Annotated in this window: 21 protein-coding genes; 15 read left to right on the forward strand and 6 right to left on the reverse strand. The window is 43.9% G+C overall.

The features are described 5' to 3' along the window. Window positions 1-42: 42 nt before the first annotated feature. From CK503_RS05345 to CK503_RS05415, 15 genes are all read left to right on the forward strand, one after another. Window positions 43-1,200: a sensor protein KdpD gene (locus tag CK503_RS05345; RefSeq protein ID WP_095605763.1), complete on the forward strand. Its 1,158-nt coding sequence runs from the start codon at window positions 43-45 to the stop codon at window positions 1,198-1,200. Further along, window positions 1,190-3,055, forward strand: a complete 1,866-nt coding sequence (locus CK503_RS05350; RefSeq protein WP_176466218.1) for a sensor histidine kinase — start codon at window positions 1,190-1,192, stop codon at window positions 3,053-3,055. The genes CK503_RS05345 and CK503_RS05350 overlap by 11 nt, the downstream gene beginning before the upstream one ends. Then, complete coding sequence (locus CK503_RS05355) at window positions 3,045-4,370, forward strand: sigma-54-dependent transcriptional regulator (RefSeq protein WP_095605765.1); 1,326 nt, start codon at window positions 3,045-3,047, stop codon at window positions 4,368-4,370. Before CK503_RS05350 ends, CK503_RS05355 begins: the two co-directional genes overlap by 11 nt. Window positions 4,371-4,863: 493 nt before the next feature. Next, complete coding sequence (locus CK503_RS05360; protein WP_095605766.1) at window positions 4,864-6,717, forward strand: TrkH family potassium uptake protein; 1,854 nt, start codon at window positions 4,864-4,866, stop codon at window positions 6,715-6,717. A 24-nt stretch (window positions 6,718-6,741) separates the two neighbouring features. Beyond that, window positions 6,742-7,443 (forward strand): potassium channel family protein, encoded by a 702-nt coding sequence (locus CK503_RS05365; RefSeq protein WP_095605767.1) that lies wholly within the window; start codon window positions 6,742-6,744, stop codon window positions 7,441-7,443. A 504-nt stretch (window positions 7,444-7,947) separates the two neighbouring features. Next, window positions 7,948-8,274, forward strand: a complete 327-nt coding sequence (locus CK503_RS05370) for a ribonuclease E inhibitor RraB (protein WP_095605768.1) — start codon at window positions 7,948-7,950, stop codon at window positions 8,272-8,274. Between the two features lie 97 nt (window positions 8,275-8,371). After that, window positions 8,372-9,607, forward strand: coding sequence for a M48 family metallopeptidase (locus tag CK503_RS05375; protein WP_095605769.1), 1,236 nt, complete (start codon window positions 8,372-8,374; stop codon window positions 9,605-9,607). Between the two features lie 352 nt (window positions 9,608-9,959). Next, window positions 9,960-10,571, forward strand: coding sequence for a sigma-70 family RNA polymerase sigma factor (locus CK503_RS05380; RefSeq protein ID WP_095605770.1), 612 nt, complete (start codon window positions 9,960-9,962; stop codon window positions 10,569-10,571). A gap of 704 nt (window positions 10,572-11,275) precedes the next feature. After that, window positions 11,276-11,671 carry an ArsI/CadI family heavy metal resistance metalloenzyme gene (locus CK503_RS05385; protein ID WP_095605771.1) on the forward strand — a complete coding sequence of 132 codons (396 nt, stop codon included), beginning with the start codon at window positions 11,276-11,278 and terminating at the stop codon, window positions 11,669-11,671. 136 nt (window positions 11,672-11,807) lie between these two features. Next, window positions 11,808-12,932, forward strand: a complete 1,125-nt coding sequence (locus CK503_RS05390; protein WP_095605772.1) for a trans-sulfuration enzyme family protein — start codon at window positions 11,808-11,810, stop codon at window positions 12,930-12,932. 171 nt (window positions 12,933-13,103) lie between these two features. Further along, the gene (locus CK503_RS05395; protein WP_095605773.1) at window positions 13,104-13,436 is read left to right on the forward strand and encodes a hypothetical protein; all 333 of its coding nucleotides are present in this window, start codon (window positions 13,104-13,106) and stop codon (window positions 13,434-13,436) included. A gap of 191 nt (window positions 13,437-13,627) precedes the next feature. Then, on the forward strand, window positions 13,628-15,436 hold the full coding sequence (gene sucB, locus CK503_RS05400) for a 2-oxoglutarate dehydrogenase, E2 component, dihydrolipoamide succinyltransferase (RefSeq protein WP_095605774.1): 1,809 nt from the start codon (window positions 13,628-13,630) through the stop codon (window positions 15,434-15,436). A 73-nt stretch (window positions 15,437-15,509) separates the two neighbouring features. Next, complete coding sequence (panC, locus tag CK503_RS05405) at window positions 15,510-16,358, forward strand: pantoate--beta-alanine ligase (protein ID WP_095605775.1); 849 nt, start codon at window positions 15,510-15,512, stop codon at window positions 16,356-16,358. A gap of 8 nt (window positions 16,359-16,366) precedes the next feature. Further along, on the forward strand, window positions 16,367-16,792 hold the full coding sequence (gene panD / locus CK503_RS05410; RefSeq protein ID WP_095605776.1) for an aspartate 1-decarboxylase: 426 nt from the start codon (window positions 16,367-16,369) through the stop codon (window positions 16,790-16,792). Window positions 16,793-16,996: 204 nt separating this feature from the next. Continuing rightward, window positions 16,997-19,036, forward strand: a complete 2,040-nt coding sequence (locus CK503_RS05415) for a S9 family peptidase (protein ID WP_095605777.1) — start codon at window positions 16,997-16,999, stop codon at window positions 19,034-19,036. 292 nt (window positions 19,037-19,328) lie between these two features. On the opposite strand, the gene CK503_RS05420 is transcribed toward CK503_RS05415, so the two are convergent. From CK503_RS05420 to CK503_RS05445, 6 genes are all read right to left on the reverse strand, one after another. Next, a complete protein-coding gene (locus CK503_RS05420; RefSeq protein ID WP_095605778.1) occupies window positions 19,329-19,973 on the reverse strand; it encodes an SDR family oxidoreductase in 645 nt (214 codons plus the stop codon). Between the two features lie 126 nt (window positions 19,974-20,099). Beyond that, entirely contained in the window at window positions 20,100-20,633 is a 534-nt protein-coding gene (locus CK503_RS05425) for a hypothetical protein (RefSeq protein WP_095605779.1), read from the reverse strand. 355 nt (window positions 20,634-20,988) lie between these two features. Beyond that, window positions 20,989-22,359 carry a dipeptidase gene (locus tag CK503_RS05430; RefSeq protein ID WP_095605780.1) on the reverse strand — a complete coding sequence of 457 codons (1,371 nt, stop codon included), beginning with the start codon at window positions 22,357-22,359 and terminating at the stop codon, window positions 20,989-20,991. A gap of 106 nt (window positions 22,360-22,465) precedes the next feature. Beyond that, complete coding sequence (locus CK503_RS05435; protein WP_095605781.1) at window positions 22,466-23,248, reverse strand: SH3 domain-containing protein; 783 nt, start codon at window positions 23,246-23,248, stop codon at window positions 22,466-22,468. A 2-nt stretch (window positions 23,249-23,250) separates the two neighbouring features. Further along, entirely contained in the window at window positions 23,251-25,038 is a 1,788-nt protein-coding gene (locus CK503_RS05440; protein ID WP_095605782.1) for a BatD family protein, read from the reverse strand. Continuing rightward, window positions 25,022-25,744, reverse strand: coding sequence for a tetratricopeptide repeat protein (locus CK503_RS05445; protein WP_095605783.1), 723 nt, complete (start codon window positions 25,742-25,744; stop codon window positions 25,022-25,024). Before CK503_RS05445 ends, CK503_RS05440 begins: the two co-directional genes overlap by 17 nt. Window positions 25,745-25,786: the final 42 nt, after the last annotated feature.

Consider the following 25,786-nt stretch of genomic DNA (forward strand, 5'->3'; position numbering starts at 1 on the left):
ATCTGAAGTATCTTGGCACGATATCTGCAAGCTTAAAAAGTGATGAGTAAAACTGAATCAGAACGTAAAGAAGCAGCGGTTAATCGGTTCCTGGGTCTCATCAGGAAATCGAGACGTGGCAAATTCAAGCTGTACATCGGCATGGCCGCCGGTGTGGGGAAAACGTATCGCATGCTGGAAGAGGCCCATCAACTCTTAGAAAAAGATGTAGATGTCAAAATCGGTATCATTGAGACCCACGGGCGCAAGGAAACGGCGGAACTGACTGAGGGAATTCCCCGAATTCCCATGAAGGAGGTGTTTTATAAAGGAAAAGAGCTTAAAGAAATGGATGTAGAGGCCATCAAACAAAACAAACCGGAGGTGATTCTGGTCGATGAACTGGCACATACCAACATCCCGGGCTCGAAAAACGAAAAGCGCTGGCAGGATGTGGTGGAGCTTTTGAATGCCGGCATCAATGTAATTAGCACGGTGAATATCCAGCACCTGGAATCGTTAAATAACGATGTAGAGCAAATTACCGATGTAAATGTCAAAGAACGAGTACCGGATACCGTGCTGCAGATGGCCGATGAGCTTGTCAATGTAGATCTGACGGTCGATGAACTTTTGCAACGGCTTGAAGATGGCAAGATTTATGATCCGTCTAAAATTAGTACGGCACTGGAAAACTTTTTTAAAAAAGAAAATCTGCTGCAACTGAGGGAGCTGGCCCTGCGAGAGGCGGCCGGACAGTTGGGAAGAAAAATTGATGCTGAGGTTTATAAAAAAGATGCTATTACCGGCAACCGAATCATGGTCTGTATCAGTACAAATCCAGAAGGCGGTAAACATCTGATACGGCGCGCGGCGCGTATGGCCTCGTCAATGCGATCAGAGTGGACGGTAATGTACGTACAGTCGAAGGAAGAAAGCAGTGATCGCGTTGATCTGGCGGACCAGCGGCATCTTATCAATAATTTTAAATTGGCCACCGAGCTGGGTGCTGAGGTGGAAAAGATAGAGGCTGAAAATATTGCTGAAAGTATCGTTGAATATGCGAAGGAGCATGATGTTCGGTGGATCATGATGGGAGCGCCTAAACGGACGATATGGAATAAATTGGGGCTTCGAACGCTTACTGAAAAAGTGCTCCACCTGGTAGAAAACTTAAACATTGATTTAATCGTGGTATCACACAATGGGCATGAACATTAAAACCAAACTGTACACAGGACTTGGGTTTTTGGCATTTCTGCTGGTCTTACTTTGGGGCAGTAGCTTGGTATCTGTCAATACACTCGCTGAAAATACCGTTGACATCATTCAGAACAACAGTCGTACAATTACCTACATGCAAAATATGGAGCATGCGATGAGTAAGCTCCATAAGAAAGAGGTCAATATGTTGTCTGATACAGCCCGTCCTGCATCAACGAATGTAGATTCGCTAAAACGAATTTTAAAGCGGGAGATGTCAAAACAAATGAAAAATTTTACGGAAACTGGTGAACCTGAGGCAAGCAGGGCGCTACGAGGGGCTCTTATGCAATACCTGGAACAGTTTGATCGGTTTCGTTCTCAAGAATATCGAGACATGAACTCTTATCAGACTATCGTAAATAAATACGCAGAGATCCAAGACCTGATTTCTCAGATCACGTATATGAATCTCGATGCCATTGACCGTAAAAAGGATCGAGCTCAAGAAACCGCGGCACAAGTTATTTTGTATATGACGATTATTGGTGCAATAAGTACGTTATTGGCACTGGCGCTACTCTTGAAATATCCCAATTATATTGTTAATCCAATCCGAGAGCTTATAGAGCGTATACAGAATATTGCGAACCAAAATTATGACCAGCGTCTGGAATTTAACACCGGCGATGAATATGAAGAGTTGGCCCAGGCGTTTAATACGATGGCCACCCGCTTGCAGGAATATGAAAGCAGCAATCTTGCCAAATTGAAGAATGAGAAGCAGCGCATTGAGGCCATTATCAACCAGATGAATGAGGCGATCGTCGGGCTGGACAGTGAAAAGAATATCCTTTTTGTAAATTCAAAAGCGGAAGAACTTCTTGGGCTGGATCGCAACAAACTGGTAGGGCAGTATGCGCCTGATGTAGCATCTACCAATGATTTGATGCGTAAACTGATTAAAGGCTTGATGGATACGGAGAAAACGAATCAAGATGAGGAAGGCGATCTAATTAAAATTGCCTCTGAAAATCGCCATATTTACTATTCCAAAGATACCCTGCCTGTCCTTTTAGATGATGAGGCGCAGCAGGATGGTAAACAGATCGGGACTATCGTTACGCTCAAAAACGTAACCCATTTCCAGGAAATGAATGAGGCGAAGTCAAATTTTGTGGCTGTGGTTTCTCATGAGTTAAAAACCCCCATTGCCTCCATAAATATGAGTCTGCGATTGTTGGAGGATGAACGTGTGGGACCTTTGAATGAAGAGCAGGTTGAGCTTATTGATAGTATTCGCAATGATGCCGACCGCATGAAACGTACCACAGCTGAACTGCTGGATCTTTCAAAAATCGAAAGCGGGAATATTCAGTTAAATAGCCAGCCAGCTCGTCCTTCCGACCTGCTTGATTATGCATTCGAAACCATGGTAATGCAGGTCGACCAAAAGGGAATCGACATAGAAATTGAATGTGAGGAAGAGCTGCCTGCCGTTAAAACCGATCTACAGAAATCGGTATGGGTACTTGTAAATTTAATATCGAATGCTGTGCGATATACCCCGGACCATGGAAAAATACTGCTGAAAGCAGAAGAGCAACCTCGTGTAGTTCGATTTTCGGTTACTGATAATGGAAAAGGCATCCCCGAAGAATATATTGACAAAATTTTCCAAAAGTATTTTCAGGTCTATGGAGATAAAAATGGCAGTGGAGGAAGCGGTTTGGGGCTGTCTATTGCCAAGGAATTTATCAATGCGCAGGGAGGAGAAATCGGTGTTGAAAGTGAGCTTGGAAAAGGAAGTACTTTTTATTTCACTCTGCCCAAAAATAGAAGTTTGGATAAAATAGATAGTTATGAAGTCTGAGCATGTATTGATCATTGACGATGAAGAGCGATTCAGGGAACTTTTGTCGCGAATTATAGGGCTCGAAGGATTTGAAGTTTTCCAGGCAAAAAACGTTCGGAAAGCGCTCAAAATATTGGAAAATGAATCGATTAGCGTAGTTGTTACCGATGTTAAATTGCCTGATGGCAATGGCATGGATCTGCTGGAACGAATCAAAAGAGAATATCCCCTGATAGAGGTTATTCTTATTACCGCTTTCGGTAACATTCAGGACGGCGTAAACGCTATGAAGCAGGGCGCGTTCGATTACATTACCAAGGGCGATGATGACGAGCATATCCACGTAGTGGTTGAACGTGCCGCAGAAAAAGCCCACATGCAGCAAAAGCTTCAACATCTCGAACAGCGAGTAGATGAAAAGTACGGGTTTACAAACATTATAGGGGAATCCGAAGCTATTCAAGAAGCAGTGCGAATGGCTAAGAAGGTGGCTGCTTCGGATATGAGTGTATTGCTGCAGGGTGAGACCGGGACCGGTAAAGAGCTTTTTGCCCAGGCTATTCACCAGGCTAGCCCGCGGAAAGGTGGTCCCTTTGTGGCCTTAAACTGTAGTGCCTTTCCCAAGGATATGTTAGAGTCTGAGATGTTTGGTTTTAAAAAAGGAGCATTCACGGGCGCTACGGAATCCAAAAAGGGGTTAATTGAAGAAGCTGATGGAGGAACACTATTTCTTGACGAAATTGGAGAGATGGACATTGGCCTGCAGGCCAAACTGCTGCGTTTTCTTGAAAACAACAAATATACAAAACTTGGTGAAACCCAGGAACGATCGGTTGATATTCGGGTTGTTGCCGCTACAAACAAGAATTTGAAGAGGGAAGCCGAGCAAGAAGCCTTCAGGGATGACCTATATTATCGCTTGGCCGGTTTCGAAATTAGTATTCCTCCACTCCGCGACCGTAAGCAAGATATCCCATTGTTGGCCAATTTCTTCCTTAAACGCCTGAATGAACGAGTGCAGCGGATTGATGACGAGACTATGAATCTGCTGCTTTCTTACACATGGCAGGGAAATATACGAGAACTAAAAAATATAATAGAACGGTCGGCTATCTTGGCCGAAGGCGATGTTATTACTCCCGATCTGTTGCCACCCGAATTTCATGGGGATTCGACCACGGATTCAGGCCATCCGGATTCGTTAAAAAAAATGGAACGTATTCATATTGGGAGAGTATTAGACCGCGTTGACGGAAATAAAACCAAAGCTGCAGACTTATTAGGCATCGGGACCAGTACGCTGTACCGTAAAATTGAGGAATATGATTTATAGATTTTGCCATTAATCAGCCCAATGGCTTAGCCTGAATTTGCATTCGATATGAGAATTGGTACCGTCTCCAAACGTAGAAATTTGTCCTGCCTGACTTTAAAAATTCCTAAAAACCTTCTCAAGGTTATTTACCAGCTACATTTCTCTTTTAGGTGCATATAAGTGAACGGCAATTTGTCAAAGTCGGTAATATTTCCGCTTCGGAAAGAGAAGCACTCGGCTCAAAGCGTATGGTAAAAGCTATGTTCTTGGGTTCGGAGAATATGAAAGCCGATGTTGTTGAATAAGCATTAACTCAGTATCAGGCTTAATGCCCTCTCATGGCATAAAGTTAATGATTCAACTACTCACTCAGGTAGAGGGGCAAGCAATCTCTTTTATGTGTAATATTTAGAAAAAGACAGGTCAAATCTTAGGGGAATTTGTGATTGAGTGATTGCAAAAAAAGCAATAGCTTGTTCAGGCCTGTTAATACCGTATCAAATTACCATAAATGAAAATTCCATATCACTGGAAACAAAAGTGGGTTGAGCTTCAACGTCGTTGGCGAACATTTAAAAGGAAAGCCAATCTTGAATTCCACTACGTCCAGGATGATCTGTATGAAATAGATAAGATTGCTGTTCCTTATCTCAGAGCATTCTCTGTGCTGCTTAGTATACTGGTTTTAGTCAGTATTTTATTACCGATCGCTTTTGAGTTGACCCCAGAGCTATCCCAACTAAATGAACAGATAGAAAGCTGGATCCTTATTGGATTTGTAGTAAATTTTGGGTTGCGGTTTCTACTTACGGGGAATCGGTCGTCCTTTCTTAGAAAACGTTGGTTTGAAGCGTTCTTATCGATATTCTCGTTGATAATATTGACCGATCTGGGCCTGTCGTTCATCAACGTAATCGACACCTATTTTTTGGGCATGGATAATCCCCGTATTGCATTTGTACGGTTTCTAAAAGGATATCTGTTGCTGTTTGTTATCATAAAATTTCTCCAATATTTGCCGGAGCTGCTGGACCAGCAAAAAAATACGGCGCGTTTCCTGGTCTATAGTTTTCTGTCGCTCATTGCTGTTGGTACATTTTTGTTAATGCTGCCGGGGGCTACCCAGGATGGACTCGGGCTTCAATTCATAGATGCCCTATTTACTTCAACCAGTGCAGTCTGCGTCACCGGTCTTATTGTGGTAGATACTGCCACCCATTTTACCCTGTTCGGGGAGTTGGTTATTCTGACACTTATTCAGCTCGGGGGTATTGGGATTATCTCATTCGCGACCTTTCTGTTTTTATTTATCAGTGGCGGATTGGGCGTCGGCCAGATGAATACCATTAAGGGTATGGTGGCAGAGAAAAACTCCAGCCTGGTGGCATCAACACTGAAACGAGTCGTCGGGTTTACGTTTGCGGTCGAGGCGGTGGGAGCCATCGCATATTATATTAGTTGGGAAGTAAGTTTTCCCAATCAGGGGCAGCGTATCCTGTTTTCGGTTTTTCATGCTATTTCTGCCTTCTGTAATGCCGGGTTTTCGCTGTTTACCAATAGTCTGGCCGACCCAGCTAATGCCACCAATTTGGGAATCAACATTACCACCATGATTCTCATTGTCTTGGGCGGGCTGGGATTTACGGTTATTTGGGAGTTGATTCGCAAAAGAACAGACAAAAGTAAATGGCGCAGTCGATTATCGATTCATACCCGAACGGTATTGGTTACCACTGCAGTGCTTATCATTGCCGGCACGGGGTTTATTTTATGGATGGAGTGGGGGAATACCCTGCGCGGATATTCATACGGCAATAAATTTATGCTTTCTCTTTTCCAGAGTATTACTACGCGAACCGCCGGTTTTAATACGGTAGACACAGGGGCTATTGGCATTTCCGCAACACTGGTTATGATGATTTTTATGTTTATTGGGGGTTCTCCGGCATCTACGGCTGGTGGCATTAAAACGACAACTTTTGCCGTCCTGATGCGGTCTATCAGTATGACCATCAAAGGCTACAATCGCATGGAGTTGTTTAAACGCACGATCCCCAATTCAACGATATTCCGTGCGGTAACCGTACTACTACTGGCATTCTCCTGCATTAGTGTAAGCACGATATTGTTATCGGTAGTGGAAGATCACGCATTTCTCGATCTGTTGTTTGAAGAGATTTCCGCATTTGCCACGGTTGGATTATCCCGGGGAATAACCGGCGACTTAAGTGCGTGGGGCAAGTTTATTATTGTGGTCTCTATGTTTTTAGGCCGAGTGGGAATACTCACCTTTATGGTGGCATTTGCCAGTCGCATGGATACCCACAAATACGAGTATCCTGAAGAAACAATTATGGTCTCATAATTTTAACGTATAACAGTATCTATTATGAAACGACGAAGTGACTTACATTTTGCAGTTATTGGAATTGGGGCTTTTGGCAGTGCCTTAGCCAAAAAGCTTTCTGAGGAAGGGGCTTACGTCATTGCTATCGATAACGACATGGAGCATATTAACCATGTTAAAGAATTCGTCTCAGATGCCATTTGCTTTGATGCCACTGATACGGATCTTTTGGAAAGCCACGGTATTACCAATGTGGATGTAGCTATTATCTCTATTGGTGAAGCCTTCGAACCGGTAGCCCTTATTGCCATGCATCTGCTTAATTCGGGGGTAGAAGAAGTTTATGGTCGGGCCGGGAGTCGTATACAGGAGCAGATTTTAAAGCAGATTGGAATTACGGATGTCATTCACCCCGAACGGCAGGTGGCCGAGCGGATGGGAGTATCACTGGTGCGTCGAGGGATGTCTGATGTTTTTGATATCGGAGAAGGACTGGCCATGTTTGAAGTTGAAGCCCCCGAGGCTATGGTAGGATATACCCTGACAGAACTTGATATACGGAAAAGGTATGAGCTCAATTTAATTACAATAAAACGACCGGTCGAGTTGGAAGGTGAAATTGGTCCAGACAAACAATATAAGCCGATCGGTATTCTGAAGGGATCAACAGAAATCAAGGAGGGTGATCACTTTCTATTGGTAGGACGTAAAGACGATGTCGATAAATTACTTGAAACCAATTGAGTTACTCGATAACGATGCTACCATCATATGTGGCTGAGGTATTTGCGCAGATGCACAATGGATTATGGGTGACCTTCTGATTTTAAATTCCCTTCCAGATTACATACGGCTCTAAAGGATATCGCGCTTGGCCTTATTTTATAATCTGCTCAATTATTTGTTGTAATGGGCGTAGGTATCTGCTTTGTATTTGTCGGTTGAAGGATAAATCTGACTTTCTATTGTATCTGCCCCAACTCTCTGCTGTTATGCTCCTAATAGATTCTTAAACATTCTAAGCTCTGAGGCATCAATGCCAATAAGCGGTCACTCCTATTCGGTATCATAGGATAGCCATCTGAGCATTCTTGGGTAAATGGAAAATAGAGGTTTAGGTTAAAGGTTCGAGTTGCTTTCTGATATGCGGTATAAGTAAGAGTCTGCATTTAATGATATCGTTCACTTTCCATACCTTTGGGAATGGAATTAAGAAAAAATTAGAGCAAAAAATAAATTTCACTGTCGATGGCACGAAAAACAGTAGAACAGATGGCCGTTAATAATATCGAGACGCCGGAGGGGGATCCCGATGTAGAGCAGTCTATGGAGTTCTTTTTGTACTTCCCCACCGAGTGGGATGCTCATGTAACGAAGTCTTGCCTGATGAATTTACAGTTTGATACGTCGGTGCATTATTCCGAATCGTCCGATAGTTGGTTGTGTCTGGCTAAAAAAGAGATTAAGCCTACCAAGGATCGACTTTTGGAGCTCAAGAATTTTTTTGACCGCTTGGCAACGGCCAAAAATGGTAGCTATGATGGCTGGGGCACAACTGTTAGAGACAATGAATAAATAGACAGCTGGGTCGTTATTACAATTGCTTAATTTTGCTCATCTTTACAGAATTCTATTTGAGTTAAAACGTATTTATTAAACTCCAAGTGTATTTATGAATATTTTTGCAGTAATAATTTTAGCCACGCTGGCCATCGATTTTATTCTCAACATGGTTAGCGATTACCTGAACTTAAAATCACTCGACACAGGATTACCCGAAGAGTTTCAAGATGTCTACGATGAGGAGACTTACGAAAAATCACAGCGCTATACGAAAGAACGGACGAAGTTTGGTATTCTAACTTCGGTATTTAATCTGGGGCTGTTGCTGGTTTTTTGGTTTGCCGGCGGATTTCAATGGCTGGATGAGATGGTGCGCAGCTGGGAGCTGGGGGTTATCTGGACCGGTTTGGTATATATTGGGATGTTAATTTTTGCCAGACAGATTCTATCTCTGCCCTTCAGTATTTATTCCACCTTTGTGATCGAAGAAAAATATGGATTTAATAAAACGACCCCCAAAACGTTTGTATTGGATCTGGTTAAGGGACTGGGGTTGAGCATTCTGCTCGGCGGTCCGCTGCTGGCTGGAATATTGGCCTTTTTTACGTTTATCGATCAATATGCGTGGTTGTACGCGTGGGGTGCGGTAACGGCATTTACGCTTTTCCTTCAATTCATAGCGCCCACGTGGATTATGCCGATCTTTAACGATTTTGAACCGCTGGATGAGGAGAGTGATCTGCGTCAGAAAATTCGTGATTACGCTGACAAAGTAAACTTTGCAATGGAGGGCGTTTATGTGATGGATGGCTCCAAGCGCTCCAGTAAGTCGAATGCTTTTTTTACCGGATTTGGTAAAAACAAGCGTATTGCACTCTACGATACGTTGATCGATAACCACGAGGAAGATGAGCTGGTTGCGGTGTTGGCCCATGAGATTGGTCACTATAAGAAAAAGCATATTATTAAGAATATGGGAATTAGCATTTTCCAGACAGGTATTATGTTCTTTTTACTGTCGATATTTTTAAATTCTGAGGGCTTATTTGACGCGTTTTTTATGGAACAGATGTCGGTATATGCCGGGCTCATTTTCTTTGGGATGCTTTATGCGCCCATCGATATGATTGTGTCGGTCTTTATGCAGATTCTGTCCCGCAAATATGAGTTCGAAGCCGACGAATTTGCATCTACGACGTACAAAAAAGAACCGATGATCGATGCGTTGAAAAAGCTCTCGAAGGATAATCTCTCGAATTTAACGCCCCATCCGTTTTATGTGTTTCTAAACTACTCGCATCCCCCGGTGCTGGATCGGATTAAAGCAATTAGGGCTACGGATTAACCTTGGTATTGTGAGTTTTGTCGCGGAGTAGAGTTACAAAACGAGAGGTGGGGTTACTACCCTGTCATCTCGACCATAGGGAGAGATCCTTGTTTCGATAAATAATGGCAGGCTAAAAACAAAGATTTCTCATTCCGCATAGCTCCATTCAAAATGAGAAGATGCTGTTTGTAAGTTTAATCTCCCTAAATCCCTCTTCTCCCACCGAATATTCGGGACAGGTAAGAGGGATTTTTGGATTAATTGCCTATGTAGAATTAAGCTCTGCTCTACAAAGTAAAAGGATTGATTTTCTGAAACGATGAAATCGCCTTAATTTGTATTCAGGAAAATAGAAACTCGTGTATAAAATATGTCAGATAACCAGCTAAACACTGAAAATCTTTGGCGACGATTTAGCGACCAAGTGCGCGGATTTATTCGATCGAAGGTTTCCAGCGATCAGGAGGCCGAGGATGTACTCCAGGATATTTTTATTCGGATCCACAAAGGGATTGGCGATCTGCGTCACAAAGATCGCGTGCAGTCGTGGGGGTTTGGGATCGCTCGTCGTGCGTTGGCTGATCACTATCGGCAAAAAGGAAGGGATAAGGAAAAACCAGTTGGGTCCGAGGTTAAAAGGGATGGCGATGAAAATCCATTACTCGATTTGAATGAGTTCGAGGGAGATCACGATGTTCACGAAGAGGTGCTTTCCTGGCTGATTCCAATGATAGACGAGTTGCCGGAAAAGTATGGAGAGCCCCTCAAGATGGCAGATGTGGAGGGGAAAACCCAGCAGGAGGTTGCTGATTATTTTGGGTTGTCGCTGTCGGGAGCTAAGTCAAGAGTGCAACGGGCACGACAGAAACTGGGCGAAGTATTGGCGGCTTGCTGTGAGGTACAATTCGGAGAAGAGGGGCGTGCTGTGGCTTATCATAAAATTAGAGATGAGAGTGAAGAAGATTCCTGTGACGACTGTTAGGTAAACTTTTTTGAACTTCGGTATTCATGGATGGATATTCCTGCTTAATCAATAAGCTATGAATTAAAGATTGGGTTAAATGATGTCCCTTTTGGCTTGATCCAAAAGGGACTAAAAGATCAAGGCTTTAAAATTCTGAATCCGCTCCGTCCTTCGGATGGGATAATTCTGATGGTCCTTCTCGTTTAATAACTATCTCGTAATGATTTATCGGTACAGAATTATCCTTTTCATCCTTGGCCTTTGCACAGAATTTTAGGCCGGCTATAAAAACTTTAGTATTCAATAAAGGTTCCGCCACTTAAAGATCGCAGGTCTTGCTGAGTTTAAGGTGTGGGGATTTAATCGGCTCATTTTCTTTAAGTGCTGGTTTTGATATCAATATTTTTGTCTTTCCGGCCTAATGAATTGTGGATAGAGTAAAGAGGGTGAAAAGGATAATTTCATACCGGTGAAGCATGTTGTATGAGCAATGAAGGCAAAGGACCATTGAAATTATCCAGCCCGAAGTACGTAATGTTTCCACAATTCTCAGCCGGTCAATTTTTTGGTTCATTTTTTCTTGACTGAAAAAATGAACGTACTAGCCTTAAGTCTGACGCATTTGAAAAAATCTGAAAAAAATTTGCGTCTTTTTTGGTTGGGGCCCGACTACATAGGTGTAAATGGTTAATTATAACTTAAAACACCTAAAGGTGACTATTATGAAACGCATGCACGTAATGTTAAAAGTGAATAACCTTAACGAATCAATAGAATTTTACAGCACGCTCTTTGGGGTAGCTCCAACGAAGCAAAAGGAGGATTATGCCAAGTGGATGCTTGATGATCCGCGCGTGAACTTCTCGATAGCCGAGCGCGAAGGTGCTAAGGGTATCGAACATCTCGGAATCGAGGCAGAATCAGAAGAGGAACTTCTGGAGCTGCGTTCAAATATCAACCGCACACACGGTTTAACCCGGAACGAGGGTGAAACGACCTGCTGCTATGCAAATTCCGATAAAAGCTGGGTTACGGACCCGCAAGGCGTAGAGTGGGAGGCTTTTCATACCTTTGGAGAAAGTGAAAATTACGCGGCCGAAGAGGAAGCGTGTTGCTAAAAGCATGACTTCTACCCGATCCCGAATTGCTGGGATCGGGTTTTTCTAATTAGAAGAACTTTACGACCTTACTCTTCATGTTATAAAATATCCAAAAGGATATTTACGTCATTCTAAAAAGAGATCTCACTTAATTATGCGAAAAGAAACCAAAGCCATCCACGCCGCTATGGAAGTGGCCAACAACAATCCTGATATCGTCCCGCCGGTACATCGGTCAACAGTTTATGAACTTGATAAAAAAGGTCGCACCGAAGGCGACTGGCACTATACGCGACTCGAAAATCCCAATCGGGTGCAGTGGGAGCAGGTGTTGAAAGTAATGGAAGAAGGAAAAGCGGCCGCGGCATTTTCAAGTGGAGTGGCTGCAGCGTCCGCAGTATTTCGAGCCTTGGAGCCGGACGATCATATTATCATCCCGGAAGATGTCTACGCCGGGAATCGAAAGCTGGTTAATAAGCTGATGAAACCGTGGGGATTGCAGGCTGACTTTATTGATATGACCGATCTCCAAAATATTGCGGACCATATTAACAAGGATACCAAGCTTATTTGGGTTGAGACTCCTTCCAATCCGTTGATGAGTATAATGGATATCGAGGCGATCAGTGAGCTGGCCCATGATAACGGCGCGATAGCTTGCGTAGATAACACCTGGCCGACGCCCATAAACCAGATGCCGTTGAAGCTGGGTGCCGACTTGGTGGTACATTCCACAACAAAATATTTTGGGGGACACAGTGATATCCTGGGCGGAGCAGTTATAGCTAAAGAGCAAGATGAACGATTTGAAAAAATAAGACTTGTCCAGCGTGTTGGTGGTGCGGTTCCGTCGCCGGATGATTGCTGGATGCTGGCACGCAGTACCAGAACGTTGCCGTATCGGATGAAAGGACACAACGAAAATGCTACTACTCTGGCTCGATTTTTGCAAAACCATCCAAAGGTTGAAAAGGTGTTCTATCCCGGTCTGGGCACCCATGCAGGGCATGAAATTGCCGACAAACAGATGAGCGGATTCGGAGGTATGATTTCATTTCTAATTGACGGCACTGCGGATGAAGCGATTGACATTGTAGGGCAATCTAAGCTGATTGGTCGGGCAACCAGTCTGGGCGGTGTGGAAAGTACCTGGGAGCATCGCCGAAGCAGCGAAGGGGAAGGATCAATTACGCCTGAAAATCTGATTCGCATCAGTGTTGGTTTAGAACATGCGGACGATCTGCTGGAGGATTTGGAACAAGCGTTGTCTGATGAGTGATACGCAGTAAGTATAAGACTATAATTTTAGTAAAATTTTGTGTCATGCTGAACTCGTTTCAGCATCTGTATAAGTGAGTTTTGTTGTAGACCCTGAAACAAAGTCTGTCCCGACGCATCAGGGGTCAGGATGACAAGAAGTTCTTAAGTATTTAATGGTTTAACTGCAAAAATGTCCAAAACCGTATTTTACATAAAGCTGGTTCATTCCTTCCTCTTTTTTCTGATTGGAATCAGTACCATTTATGTATTTGTGACGGCGGCGCTTGATCAGGTAAACACACTTACCTGGTGGGCATTCGGTGTGGCAATTACGGAACTTTTGGCATTGATGCTAAATAATTGGCGCTGTCCGCTTACCGATTTAGCTGAGCAACACGGCGCTGAGGTAGGATCGGTGGCAGATCTGTTTGTGCCGATATGGTTGTCTGATCGTTTGTTTGCTGTTTTTGGGGTTCTGTTTGTTGTTACTTGTCTGTTGTTAGCCTGGCGATTATTGGTTTAGCTATTGGATAAATGATTTTGAGACAGTTATTTAGTTAACTAAGTAGTTACTTAAATATGGCATATGCAGACCTAATTATTTTGATCTAACCCCATTTATTGTGATCTTTGGGAGCTGATTTCTGAACGTTTAAAGCAGCATTTTTATTAGAAGTATTTGTATCCAAAATTTTTAACATAATCTGAGTAACGATGGCCAGAGTTGAAGTAGAAATGCCCCAAATGGGCGAATCGGTAATGGAAGGCACCGTCATTGAATGGGCGAAAGAGATTGGCGACAGTGTAGAAGAAGACGAGACACTTCTTGAAATTGCTACGGACAAAGTAGATACCGAAGTGCCCTCCCCCCAAGCGGGAATTCTTATCGAAAAGTTAGCCGAAGAGGGCGATACCATAGAGGTCGGTCAGGCGATTGCTATAATTGAAACGGATGCTGACGAAGCTGATGTTTCTGCTGGCGGCGGATCTGCCGAGGAAGAAACCGAGGCTGAAGAACCAGAGACGGAAGAAGAGCCACAGCAGGAAGAGGTTGTTGCTCAGGAATCATCCGAAGAAGAACCTTCTGGCGGAGATACCGATGAGGAAGGCGAACGCGTTGAGGTTCAGATGCCTCAGATGGGCGAATCGGTGATGGAAGGAACGGTCATCGAATGGGCGAAATCAATTGGCGATGAAGTTGAAGAAGATGAAACACTGCTCGAAATTTCTACGGACAAGGTCGATACTGAAGTACCTTCTCCACAGGCCGGTACATTGGTAGAAATTCTGGTTGAAGAAGGCGATACCGTTGAAGTTGGTCAGACGATTGCAATTATCGCGACCGGAAAAGCGGCGTCAGCTTCTGCAGATACGAAAAGTGCTTCTACTGCTGATACTCAGAAAACGAAAGAAGAAACAACATCTACACAGAAAACAGAATCTAAGCCTGCTGAAGCATCTACAAGCTCAAATGGTGCGCCTTCCGGTGGAACCGAGCCGCAGCGTATTGGTAGTGACGGACGTTTTTATTCTCCGTTAGTGAGATCCATTGCAAAGGAGGAGGGAATTTCTCAGGAAGAGCTTGAAAGTATTGAAGGTTCCGGTCAGGGCGGACGTGTTTCCAAAGAGGATATGATGAACTACCTCAAGGAACGAAAAGCTCAGCCGGAGCAACAGTCACAACCTGCTGCACAGCCATCGGGCGGCCTCAGCAAGCCAAGTACGGAGTCGAAACCTGCTTCGCAAGGGAAGAAAGGATCTATTTCTGCCGGAGAACTTGATATTCAGCGACCATCAGAAAATGTGGAACGTATTAAGATGGACCGCATGCGTAAGATGATTGCCGAGCATATGGTTCGGTCTAAGCAGACTTCGGCACATGTTACAACGTTTTCCGAAGTGGATGTGACTAATCTCGTGCGCTGGCGTGAGGAGAACAAGCATAAGTTCCAGGAGCGTGCCGGGGTTAAGTTGACCTATACACCGCTCTTTATTGAGAAGATTATTCAGGCAATAAGGGAATTTCCTCTCATCAACAGTTCGGTGGATACCGAAAATGATGAAATTATCCTGAAACGTGATATCAACTTTGGTTTGGCCGTTGCGCTGGGCGAAGGGGGTAAAGGTGGACTTATTGTTCCCGTAATTAAGCATGCGCAAGATAAAAACCTCGTTGGCTTGGCGAAGTCGGTCAATGATCTGGCTCTCAAGGCGCGGAATAAGAATCTGAATCCCGATGATCTTGTCGGCGGTACGATTACGCTTACGAACTACGGAAGTGTGGGTAACCTGATGGGTACGCCTATTATTAACCAGCCGCAGGTTGCAATTATGGGAACTGGGGCCATTGAAAAACGTCCTGTTGTCCGCGAAACTTCCGAAGGCGATGTGATTGCCATCCGCCACATGATGTATCTCTCCATGAGTTATGATCACCGTATTGTTGACGGCGCTCACGGTGGAGCATTCCTCAACCGCGTCAAGGAGCTGCTCGAAGATTTCGATACTGATCGTGCGGTTTAGTCAATCCAAATTATAATAATGTAGAAGAAGGGGTTTATTACATACAATAAGCCCCTTCTTTTTTGTGATAGTTATGGAAGCACAGCGAACCATTGATGATATTCGTGAAAAGGTACGGGCCCTGAAAAAGGAAGGGAATACCATTGCCTTTGTACCTACGATGGGTGCTCTCCATGACGGACACTTATCTCTTTTTCGATTGGCCCGACAACATGCCGATGAAGTGGTCGCTTCTATCTATGTAAATCCCGAGCAGTTTGCTCCTGATGAGGATTTTGAGGAGTATCCGCGGGAGCTGCAAGATGATCTGAAAAAGTGCGAAGAAGAAGGTGTTGCTGCCGTTTTTGCTCCTACGGATGAGATCATGTATCCCGGCAAGCAGTATTTTAGTATTGAAGTAGATGAGCTCAATGAGTATATGGATGGCGGCTCGCGTCCCGGCTTTTTTGAAGGAATTCTGCTGGTTGTGAACAAGTTGTTCAATATTGTCGAGCCCGATTTTGCTGTATTTGGCCAGAAGGATATTCAGCAGTTTCGCATTCTGCAGCAGATGGTGAATGAGTTCAATCACGATATTGAGTTGCTGATGGGTCCCATTAAACGGGCTAACGACGGACTGGCATTGAGCAGTCGAAATAAGTATCTGGATGATGAACAGCGGAAGTTAGCGCCCGGCCTATATCGGTCCCTGCAGTATGTAGGGAAGCAGATCGTCGATGGAGCGAAAAACATTGAATTATTGTTGAACCATCAGAAAAACGAATTGGAAGCAAAAGGTTTTAAAATTGATTATCTTAACCTGTTTTCGTTTGAAAAGATGAAACCGGTTACCAGTCCCGAATCAGACAGCAAATATATTTTAGCCGGGGCCGTTTACCTTGGAGAAACTCGCTTAATTGATAATCTCATTATTGAAAAATAGCTACGACTATGAAGCTGACGATGTTCAAATCCAAATTACATCAGATGAAGATAACCGAGGCAAATCTTCATTACGAGGGAAGTATCACGATTGACCAGGAGCTGCTGAATGAGTCGGGTATTCTTCCCTACGAGAAGGTTCAGGTGGTAAATATTACCAACGGTGAACGTCTTGAGACCTACGCTATTCCCGGTGAGGAGGGATCACGGGTGTGCTGTTTAAACGGTGCGGCGGCACGAAAAACGCAGGTGGGGGATCGGGTTATCATCATTTCTTATGCCGAAATGACACCTGAAGAAGCCAAAGATTTCAAACCCAAAGTGGTTATTGTGGATGAAAATAATGACCCCAAAACTATTGTGGATGAATCTGAGCACGGTACCAAGTACGATCTCGAGAAAGGAGTTATTGATAATTCTGTTGTAGACGAGTAAGGAGTTTTTATTCTAAAGCAGAGTTTGAGGAGGATGTTATTTCTCTGGATGTTCAATAAGAGAGAGCTTATCTAAGATCAGGTAAAAGTTTGTTTATCTACGGTGTTGCCCATTGAAGCATGCCATTCAAATAGCTATTATTGTTTTGGTCGTAATTTCAGAATCATTCGTGGACAGCTTATTTAAATCCTAAAATCACTTTTTATGAAACGTTTTCTCCTTCCCCTCTTTGTTATCTTTTTGTTGCCCTTCATAACGGTCGCGCAATCGGATCAACCTTTTACCGGCATGGATGTGTTCGAGTTGCAATGGGTTCAAGATCCGCAAATATCACCTGATGGGGAACATATCGTATATTCTCGAGGACAGATGGATAAGATGAAAGATCGTCGGGTATCGCGTCTGTGGATAATAGATGCCGACGGTTCTAATCACCGGAAGCTCACGAATCGGGATATCAATGAAGGGAGTGCGCGATGGTCACCCGATGGCAATCGTATTGCCTTTACTTCTACATCAGAAGATGACGGCAGTGAAATCTATGTCTATTGGATGGAGAGTGGAGCTTTATCTCGTATTACTCAGCTTGAGAAGTCTCCGAGTAGTATAACATGGTCGCCCGATGGGAAGTACTTGGCTTTTAATATGAAAGTGACAGAGTCGAACCCTAAACTGGCCGATTCCAAACGGCCTCCTGAAGGAGCAGATTGGGCAGATAGCCCTCGTGTGACTACCCGACTCAATTATGAATCCGACGGCTCCGGTTATATTGATCCGGGTTTTACCCATATTTTTACGGTACCGGCAGAGGGCGGAGCGCCGCGCCAAATTACTGAGGGGGAGTATCACTATTCCGGCGATCCTGTATGGAGCAGCGATGGGGAACGGTTGATCTTTTCTGCTAACTTAAACGACAACTGGGAACACGAGCGTCGAGAATCGGAGTTGTATGCAGTGGATGTTGGAAGCGGTGAAATGGAACAGCTGACTGATCGGGACGGACCGGATTACAGTGCAAGGGTATCACCCGATGGCGAAACAATTGCATACCTGGGATATGATGACGAAGTACAGACGTATCAGCTGTCAGAGCTATATACGATGGATGCTGATGGTGACAATAAACAGAAAGTTGAGCTGAATTTAGATCGGAGTATATCTTCCATACAGTGGGATGAAGATGGTCGGGGCCTGTATTTTATGTACGATAATGAGGGCAATACAAAGATTGGTTACACTACACTTGACGGACAGACATCTGTAGTAGCTAATAATGTGGGAGGTACCACAGTAGCACGTCCCTATGGCGGAGGATCGTATTCGGTCGCTGATGACGGTACCATTGCATATAATGAAACAACACCGTACTACCCTGCCGAGTTGGCAACTACAAAAAGGGATCAAGATGGAAGAACAAAAATAACCGGGTTGAATGATGCGCTGCTGGATTACCGTAAACTGGGGCAAGTCGAAGAAATCTGGTACACTTCTTCGGTAGATGGACGCAAAATTCAGGGCTGGATTGTGAAGCCGCCCAGCTTTGACCCCGACAAGAAGTATCCGCTGGTGGTCGAAAATCACGGTGGACCTATTTCTAATTACGGTGATCGGTTTTCACCGGAAATTCAGTTGTATGCTTCGGCGGGGTATGTGGTTTTTTATCCCAATCCGCGCGGCAGCACCGGTTACGGAGAGGAGTTCGGTAACCTGCTGTATCACGATTATCCCGGCGATGATTATCACGACGTGATGGACGGCTTGGATGCAATGCTTGCAAAGGGTTATATAGATGAAGAAAACCTTTTTGTGACCGGTGGTAGTGCCGGCGGTACAATGACGTCTTGGATGGTTGGTAAAACGGATAAATTTGCGGCTTCGGCGGTGATTAAGCCGGTGATGAATTGGATCAGTAAGACGCTTACTGCGGATAACTATTACGGTTATGCCAATTACCGCTATCCGGGACAACCATGGGAAAATTATGAGGCGTATTGGGAGCATTCTCCCGTTTCTCTGGTTGGCAATATCGAAACGCCGACGATGGTAATGGTCGGGACTGACGATCTGCGTACGCCGCCTTCAGAGGCCAAGCAGTTATACAGTGCGCTACAGCTGCGCGAGATTGAAACAGCCTATGTTGAGATGCCCGGCGCGTCACATTTTATTGCTAATCGTCCCAGTCAGCTTATTGACAAGGTTGAGAATATTATTGCGTGGTTCGAACGATATCGGACGGATAAATAATTACCAATCATTAAAACTCGCAGGGTTTTTCTCGGAAATAACAAAGGATGTTCTAAGATGCTTCACCTAATTGGAAAGGAAACCTTGCGGGTTTAGGGTACTGAAATAAAAAAGGCTACGAACCGGAGGTCCGTGACCAGATAGAATATATTTCGTGTGATTCTCAGAATGTTAAATCTCGTTCCGTAGCCTGTTCCACGAATTTTTAACGTAGGAGAGCCTCCGGTGCGGACAAACAAGTCCTTAATACTTAGTGGTCTTCGGAAAAAGGAGTCATCAAAGCTTGAGAGAATTAATTATTGATCAGATTTTGAATAGCTTCGTTAATCGTTGTATCTCCGGAAGTCAGATCAAATTGATAGCCGGCCGCTTCGGGTGTTTCCAACACTTTTATAAGAACCCTTGCTACATCTTTACGGGGAATTTCGCCGGATGATAGATCACGACCAATAGTTACTTTTCCGGTTCCCGATTCGTCTGTCAGTCTGCCCGGTTTTACAATGGTATAATCCAGGCCGCTGTTGCGTAGTGCTTCATCAGCTTCAGCTTTTGCTTTCAGATAGGCTTTGAACACTTCATTGCCCCGGGGATTATTGGTTCCCATTGCACTAATCATTACATACCGATTAATGCTGTTAGCTTTTGCGGCCTCAATTAATTTTATAGCTCCGTCGCGATCAACGGACCATTTTCGGGCCGCCCCGCTTCCGGGGCCAGCGCCTGCAGCAAATACTACGGCATCAACATTACCGACTGCTTCAGAAATATCGTCAACTTCTTCGATATCACAGACAACGGGTTCAACACCAACTTCTCGCAAATCATCCGCTTGTTCTTCTTTACGGATGATGCCTCTGACCTGATGATCATTCTCAATTAACATGGGATGCATCAACATAGCAATACTTCCGTGACCTCCTACAACAGTAATTTTCATATAGAATACTCTTTGTGGGTTACTTTTATTGATACAGTTTTAACATAACTGTTAACTGTTGCATTCAAATAGACTTTGGGTTTTTAAGATGGGTGGTTTTAAGAAGTAGGGAGAGGATTGATTGAGTCAGTTTAGAATAAAAGCGCCTTCGAATTTTATGTCATAGGTTTCATTGGGGCCTTTGGGTTGTAGTGACGCTGAAACAGACCAAAGATTTTCGCTTAGTTTTTGTCCCTCTATTACCCCATATTCAACTTTTAAAGCTCCAATTTGGGGACAAAAACAACTTCTTTGGAAATAGATCTTTGCCTGACTTAGCTCACTGTTTTTAAACTTAAATCTGTCCACCTCCCTCGGGATTTGAAAATGGACTGTTTCTGAATATCCTCCGTCTGCTATGTTGCGTGGAGCTGTTATATTTTTATGATATCGGAATACTCGATTATTTCCGACAATGGTAGATACATTTAATAAGTTCATTGTACTGTCCGCACCAAAATCACGATGGGTAGTGTCGATGGCCAATGCTTTGTTATTTTGAAAGCTGTAGGAATACGTCTCTTGGAAAGAATCATCATTTGATAGGTCACAGCTTATGAAGGCTATAGCAAGGAATCCGGTAATGAAGAGATGGAATAAATATTTTTCTTTTGATGACATACGGCAGTTTGGCATTTTTTAGAGAGCCTCTCAGAAGACTACAAGTTAACCTCTTTGTTAGTAATAATATCTATTTCGAAACAAAGATGTAAGAGTAAGTGGTGAAACTGTATCACCCTGTACAATGAATTGCTGAAGTAAAAAAGGTCACGAACCGGAGGGCCGTGACCAGATAGAATATATTTCGTGTGACTCTCAGAATGTTAAATCTCGTTCCGCAAGATGTCTACGAAGTTTTAACGTAGTAGGGCCTCCGGTGCGGAATGTTTTTATCTTAGGGACCAAGTTCTAATAAAAAAGGCCGCACACCAGAGGTATGCGGCCAGATATTAGTCAAAGGGGAAAATAGGTAATCTTAGCTGTAATCGGGTAGCAGCTCAAAGAATTTGGAGGAAGTGTGAATGCCCCGGTAGAAATCTTTGAGTGCAAATTTTTCATTGGGCGAATGGATAGCATCACTATTGAGCCCAAAGCCCATTAGTATAGATTGCGCGCCCAGTATTTTCTGGAAGTCCGCGACAATAGGAATAGATCCACCTTCGCGGGTGAAAAATGGTTCTTTGTCATAAACCGCTTCAAAAGCATCGGCGGCAGCTTGTAGACCATAAAATGTTAAATCTGTTATGGCCGGATGTCCCCCGTGATGCTCTTCTACCTCAACGGTAACAGTATCAGGAGCTATCGATTCCACGTGCTCTTTAAAGAGCTTCGCAATTTTTTTGGGGTCCTGGTCGGGAACCAGACGCATGCTTACTTTGGCACCTGCCTTGGCGGGAAGGACTGTTTTAGCCCCTTCACCTTGGTAACCGCTCCACATGCCGTTTACATCCAGCGTGGGGCGAGCGGAAGTGCGCTCCAGGGTGTTGTATCCTTTTTCGCCTTTAAGCGCTTTAAGGCCGAGCTCATCCTTGTATCCTTCCTCGTCAAAAGGAAGCTTTTTAAAGGTTTCGCGATCTTCTTCCGTTAGCTCAACCACATCATCATAGAATCCGTCAATCTGGATTACCCCATCCTCGTCTTTGAGTTGGGCAATGATTTCACAAAGTACATTGGCCGGGTTGTCAACAGCCCCGCCATAAACACCGGAGTGTAGATCTCTGTTAGGACCCTGGACGTTAATTTCCATATAGGCAAGTCCGCGCAGCCCGTACGTGATGGATGGCGTATCTTCGGCAAACATGGCCGTATCTGAAATGAGCACCATATCACATTCGAGCAGATCTTTGTGCTCTTCGATAAAAGGCACAAGGTTGGGAGATCCGATTTCCTCTTCACCCTCAAAGATAAACTTGATGTTTACGGGGAATTCGGTATCTGTTTCCTGATAGGCTTCCAGTGCTTTTACATGGGTAAATGACTGTCCCTTGTCGTCGCTTGCCCCGCGGGCATAAATATCGCCGTCGCGTACTTTGGGGTCAAAGGGCGGGGTTTCCCATTTATCCATGGGATCAGGTGGTTGTACATCATAGTGTCCATATACCAACACCGTAGGCTTAGAATTATCCGTAATGAGTTCACCATAAACAATGGGATTACCGCTTGTTTCGAACACTTCAGCACGATCAAGATCAAGGTTGTTAAGATTATCGAGCAGAAAATTTGCGGCATCGATAACCTCATTTTTATAATCAGAGTCGGTGCTGATGCTGGGAATGCGTAAGAAGTCAAACAGTTCGTGTTTGAACTGCTCCTTGTTGATATCAATATAGTCGGCTACTTCAGACATAATAAAATGATTGTAATTTGTCCTTGTTAGGAGATTGTCATGTTGCGTATTTCATATTCCGTTTAGATACAATACAACGCACTACGAAATACGCAAATATTTACAATCAGAGTATAAGTATCTCGTTGTTTGGAATCCATCCGTAAAGGCCGTTGCGCATGCGAACGTACGACCAATCTTGTTGCGATTTGTTTTGGCGGTGATCGATGGTGAAGGTATATCCTTCATAGGCGCGACTTACAATGGGTGCTTCCTCAGTGGGTTCTTCTAAAACGGATACCTTTTCAGTTACCATCACGGCTTTGCTGTATCGTTCGTTAATATATTGTGTGTAAAAGCTAATGGCGATAATAAGGAGTGCTGCTGCAATCAGGGAAAATCCCCCGATGCGTAATACCTTGGGATACATCTGCAAAAACCAGTGCGTGATAAAAATAAATACTCCGATATTTAAGGTGATAATCCCTATCAGTAATATATTTTTAGCCCCAATATGTTCCTTTAACCAGTCGGTAGCTATATCCCAGGGCAGTTTGGGCAGGACAGCTGATTGGCGGCTGAATTGTGATTCTACAAACTCCAGTGCCTGATGAGCCTGTTCTTCTGTCTCCTCAAACTGGGAAGCTTTCAAAAAGTAATATTTTGCTTTTCCCAGCGAGTCGATACGCTGGTAGCTGATTCCCATATTTAAAAATAGAGCACCTGATACGGTGTTTCCATCCTCTAAATTTTGATATGAAGATATAGCCTGTTGATAGCTGCCTTCCTGGAGTAATTCATTGGCATTATCGAAAAGAGCCTGGGCATTCTGCTGGGCAAAGCTGAGAGGGGCTAATCCTCCGAAAAGAAAGAGAAAAAGAAATATTTTAATAAATCGATTGGTGAACACGGTTATAATACTTTTTGCAGTTTTTCGAGCGTACTTTCTGCCAATCCAACATGCGATTTAAGATAAGCATGGGTGGTATTGGGAGCATAACTGATAGAGGCACATTTATCCAGCAGCATGCGTACGTTCTTAACCAGATTTTCTTCGATATCTTGTTCTTTGAGTGCTTCTATATAGTCCTGATTGGATAACCCGGCTTCGGGCATATTCAGTCGATCGCTGATAAAGCCTGTTATTGCTTTTTGCAGCAGGTTATAGGCTTGTTTGATATCTCCCTGTTTGGAAACTTCAATAGCATTTTCAAGACGCTGTTGTGCTTTGTCGGATGCTTTGACTGATCGGGCAAAGGCTGTATCTGTTTGCATTTTTTGAACATACGATTTTCGCCAGTATGCTGCACCGGCAATAATCAGTGGAATGATTAGTCCGGCCCAAAACCACCATATTCCCAAAAGATCTGTTGGTTCCGAAGATATGGTAATCCAGCTGGCAAGACCTGTGATAGGAGAAACAGGAAATTGCCCGGAACTTTCAGAAGCGGCTATGGCCTCCGGATTTTCATCAACAGAGAAGGTAAGTGCTTCAAGCGTGGTAGTAATAAATTGGTCGCGTGACGGATTATAGTACGAAACTGTTTTTTCGGGAATAGTATAATTGCCCGGTGATCGAGCAATAATGATATCTGTAAATGATTTACTGCCGCTAATAGTACTGTTACTGCGATCAAGCCGCGTGTTTTCCTGGGGTTCGTAAATTTCTATTCCTTTGGGAAGATTGTAATTGGGTTTCGAAATAAGCGGGATGTTACCCGAACCTCTTACGCGCGTTTCAATTTCAATGGATTCGCCAACAAGGGTATTTGTGGTGCTGATGCTTCGGGAAATATCAAAATCCCCCACCGCTCCAAGGTAGTTGGCATTATCGGTAGAAGAAAGGGATTGAACATCTATCGTTATGGGATCACTGGAGAGCTCAACCTCGCGCTGGTTGCTTCCGAAGCCACTGAAGAAGCTGCTGAAAGGATCATTGCCGGAGCGGGCCGAGCGGACAGCTACAACAATTTTGTAAGGGCTAATTTCCAGTTCGCCTGATTTAGTTGGGAACAGCGAAAACTGTAGCAGTCGGGCTTTTCGATACCTCACGCCATCTAAAATAGTAGATTCGGCCCGGGGGCGTTCGGAATTTTTTAGTTCCTCTTTCCAGAATCCTTCGGCTTTCCAACCGGGTACGGGTTGGTAAGAATTGACTTCTAATCCATTCCTGAAATATAAGATAACATCAGTAATAATTTGTTGTCCCGTTACCGGTTGCTTGTCAGACACTTCGACCTGTAGAAAAATATCGGGTCGTTCCGACGAATCATCTGATGTGGCCGACTCGTTGCGGTCAATTACATTAACCCGAATAGGATCAGTGGAATAGGTTTCTCCGTCAATGGAAACGCTGACGGCCGGTAATTGGAATTCCCCCTTTTTCTGGGCTATAAGGTAGTAGCTGTAGGTATATGATACTGTGCTTTGTCCATTTACGTAACGATAGCTCCGAGAGGTGGAGGGATTGTTGCTCAGTAATCGAAATTTTTCAAATTGGGGAAGATCAGGCCGAGATACGTTGTTAAAGTTGCCACTTATTTCAATCGAAAGATTAACCCGTTCGCCGGTATAGACCGTAGTTTGAGACAAACTGGCTTCAACAGAAACATCCGATTGTGCCCAGCTGAATGAACTCCCGAGGAGTACGAAAACCAGAAAAAAGCCGATTGTATAAAGTGGTTTACCAATCTTTCTCATTGGAACTATTACTGGACTCCGTTTCCTGTTTTTTGAATTGCTTAAGCAGTTCTTTCTCTTTCTGTTCCAGGGCTTCTAATATCTTTTGTGCCTGAGCACGGCTCATTTTTTTGGGCTGCTGCTGTTGGTTCTGCTGGTCTTGATTTTGCTTATTCTGTTGGTTTTGCTGCTGGTTCTGCTGATTTTGTTGATCTTGCCGCTGTTGCTGGTCTTGTTGTTGATCCTGGTTCTGTTCGTTATTCTTCTGCTGCTGATTTTGTTGGTTCTGTTTATTCTTATTTTGCTGGTTCTGTTGCTCCTGCTGTTTTTTCTTGGCAAGCTCAAAATTATGTTTGGCATCGGCATCTCCGGCCATATAGCGAAGGGACTTTTTAAAATAGTCAACAGCTTTATCCCACTGTTGATTATCAGATAATACCTTGCCAATGTTGTAATTGGCTTTAGCTTTTTCTTGGGTGCTGCCGGTCATCGATTTGTACTGTTCAAACGTGCGGATAGCTTTTTCACTTTGTCCCGCTTGTGCCAAGGCCGAAGCTAAGTTGAAATGGAGTTTGGAGTTTTCAGGATCGGCGTCAATAGCTTTTTTGTATAGCGAGATCGCCTCTTCATAGTTGCCTTCATCATAGGCCTCATTAGCCTTACGGGCGTCTTCAACGGAAGCTCCAAGCAGTAAAAAACTTATCAGTATAGCCCAAACGTATCTCATAGTATTATCTTTATTTATTGTTCATCGCATTAACGAAAAAGG

Source organism: Fodinibius salipaludis, assembly GCF_002287075.1.
Taxonomy (GTDB): Bacteria; Bacteroidota; Rhodothermia; order Balneolales; family Balneolaceae; genus Fodinibius; species Fodinibius salipaludis.

What these genes read in the sequence shown, in the direction of transcription:
- CK503_RS05360 (WP_095605766.1), top strand. Translation starts at nt 4,864, where the DNA reads ATGAAAATTCCATATCACTGGAAACAAAAGTGGGTTGAGCTTCAACGT.
- CK503_RS05365 (WP_095605767.1), top strand. Translation starts at nt 6,742, where the DNA reads ATGAAACGACGAAGTGACTTACATTTTGCAGTTATTGGAATTGGGGCT.
- CK503_RS05415 (WP_095605777.1), top strand. Translation starts at nt 16,997, where the DNA reads ATGAAACGTTTTCTCCTTCCCCTCTTTGTTATCTTTTTGTTGCCCTTC.
- CK503_RS05370 (WP_095605768.1), top strand. Translation starts at nt 7,948, where the DNA reads ATGGCACGAAAAACAGTAGAACAGATGGCCGTTAATAATATCGAGACG.
- panC (WP_095605775.1), top strand. Translation starts at nt 15,510, where the DNA reads ATGGAAGCACAGCGAACCATTGATGATATTCGTGAAAAGGTACGGGCC.
- CK503_RS05380 (WP_095605770.1), top strand. Translation starts at nt 9,960, where the DNA reads ATGTCAGATAACCAGCTAAACACTGAAAATCTTTGGCGACGATTTAGC.
- CK503_RS05355 (WP_095605765.1), top strand. Translation starts at nt 3,045, where the DNA reads ATGAAGTCTGAGCATGTATTGATCATTGACGATGAAGAGCGATTCAGG.
- CK503_RS05345 (WP_095605763.1), top strand. Translation starts at nt 43, where the DNA reads ATGAGTAAAACTGAATCAGAACGTAAAGAAGCAGCGGTTAATCGGTTC.
- CK503_RS05425 (WP_095605779.1), bottom strand. Translation starts at nt 20,633, where the DNA reads ATGTCATCAAAAGAAAAATATTTATTCCATCTCTTCATTACCGGATTC.
- CK503_RS05395 (WP_095605773.1), top strand. Translation starts at nt 13,104, where the DNA reads ATGTCCAAAACCGTATTTTACATAAAGCTGGTTCATTCCTTCCTCTTT.
- sucB (WP_095605774.1), top strand. Translation starts at nt 13,628, where the DNA reads ATGGCCAGAGTTGAAGTAGAAATGCCCCAAATGGGCGAATCGGTAATG.
- CK503_RS05390 (WP_095605772.1), top strand. Translation starts at nt 11,808, where the DNA reads ATGCGAAAAGAAACCAAAGCCATCCACGCCGCTATGGAAGTGGCCAAC.
- CK503_RS05385 (WP_095605771.1), top strand. Translation starts at nt 11,276, where the DNA reads ATGAAACGCATGCACGTAATGTTAAAAGTGAATAACCTTAACGAATCA.
- CK503_RS05420 (WP_095605778.1), bottom strand. Translation starts at nt 19,973, where the DNA reads ATGAAAATTACTGTTGTAGGAGGTCACGGAAGTATTGCTATGTTGATG.
- CK503_RS05445 (WP_095605783.1), bottom strand. Translation starts at nt 25,744, where the DNA reads ATGAGATACGTTTGGGCTATACTGATAAGTTTTTTACTGCTTGGAGCT.
- CK503_RS05430 (WP_095605780.1), bottom strand. Translation starts at nt 22,359, where the DNA reads ATGTCTGAAGTAGCCGACTATATTGATATCAACAAGGAGCAGTTCAAA.
- CK503_RS05375 (WP_095605769.1), top strand. Translation starts at nt 8,372, where the DNA reads ATGAATATTTTTGCAGTAATAATTTTAGCCACGCTGGCCATCGATTTT.
- CK503_RS05350 (WP_176466218.1), top strand. Translation starts at nt 1,190, where the DNA reads ATGAACATTAAAACCAAACTGTACACAGGACTTGGGTTTTTGGCATTT.
- CK503_RS05440 (WP_095605782.1), bottom strand. Translation starts at nt 25,038, where the DNA reads ATGAGAAAGATTGGTAAACCACTTTATACAATCGGCTTTTTTCTGGTT.
- panD (WP_095605776.1), top strand. Translation starts at nt 16,367, where the DNA reads ATGAAGCTGACGATGTTCAAATCCAAATTACATCAGATGAAGATAACC.